This window comes from Vibrio sp. 779(2023), from assembly GCF_033344285.1.
GTDB classification, from domain to species: Bacteria; Pseudomonadota; Gammaproteobacteria; order Enterobacterales; family Vibrionaceae; genus Vibrio; species Vibrio alginolyticus.
This window is the reverse complement of record NZ_JAWPOM010000159.1, coordinates 1-1190: the sequence shown is the minus strand read 5'-3', so window position 1 is coordinate 1190 and position 1190 is coordinate 1. Positions and strand designations below refer to the sequence as shown.

General features: G+C 47.2%; 1 protein-coding gene. It reads left to right on the top strand.

Annotated elements, in window-relative coordinates:
• On the top strand, positions 1–1184 hold a 1184-nt coding region (gene tuf, locus R8O70_RS25740; protein WP_017822038.1), incomplete at its 5' end, for an elongation factor Tu.
• Between the last annotated feature and the right edge of the window lie 6 nt (positions 1185–1190).

The following is a 1190-nucleotide window of genomic DNA, read 5'->3' as shown; positions in this document are numbered from 1 at the left end:
TGTCTAAAGAAAAATTTGAACGTACGAAACCGCACGTTAACGTTGGTACTATCGGCCACGTTGACCACGGTAAAACAACTCTAACTGCAGCTATCTGTACTACTCTTGCTAAAGTTTACGGCGGTGTAGCTAAAGACTTCGCATCTATCGATAACGCTCCAGAAGAGCGTGAGCGCGGTATCACAATCGCAACTTCTCACGTTGAGTACGACACTCCATCACGCCACTACGCACACGTTGACTGTCCAGGACACGCTGACTATGTTAAAAACATGATCACTGGTGCTGCACAGATGGACGGTGGTATCCTAGTTGTTGCTGCGACAGATGGCCCAATGCCACAAACTCGTGAGCACATCCTACTAGGCCGTCAGGTTGGTATCCCATACATCATCGTATTCATGAACAAATGTGACATGGTTGACGATGAAGAGCTACTAGAACTAGTAGAAATGGAAGTTCGTGAACTTCTATCTGAATACGATTTCCCAGGTGATGACCTACCAGTTATCCAAGGTTCTGCACTAGGCGCACTAAACGGCGAAGAGCAGTGGGAAGCGAAAATCGTTGAACTAGCAGAAGCTCTAGATACTTACATCCCTGAGCCAGAGCGTGCGGTAGATCAGCCATTCCTAATGCCTATCGAAGACGTATTCTCAATCCAAGGTCGTGGTACAGTAGTAACTGGCCGTATCGAGCGTGGTATCCTAACTGTAGGTGACGAAGTTGCTATCGTAGGTATCAAAGACACTACTACAACTACATGTACTGGTGTTGAGATGTTCCGTAAGCTTTTAGACGAAGGCCGTGCAGGTGAGAACGTTGGTGCACTTCTACGTGGTACTAAGCGTGACGAAGTTGAACGTGGTCAAGTACTAGCTAAGCCTGGTTCAATCACTCCACACACTAAGTTCGAATCAGAAGTATACGTACTGTCTAAAGATGAAGGTGGTCGTCACACTCCATTCTTCAAAGGCTACCGTCCACAGTTCTACTTCCGTACAACTGACGTAACTGGTGACATCCAGCTACCAGACGGCGTAGAAATGGTAATGCCAGGCGACAACGTACAGATGACTGTAGAGCTAATCGCACCAATCGCAATGGACGAAGGTCTACGTTTCGCGATCCGTGAAGGTGGCCGTACAGTAGGTGCTGGTGTTGTTGCTAAGATCTTCGACTAATTCATA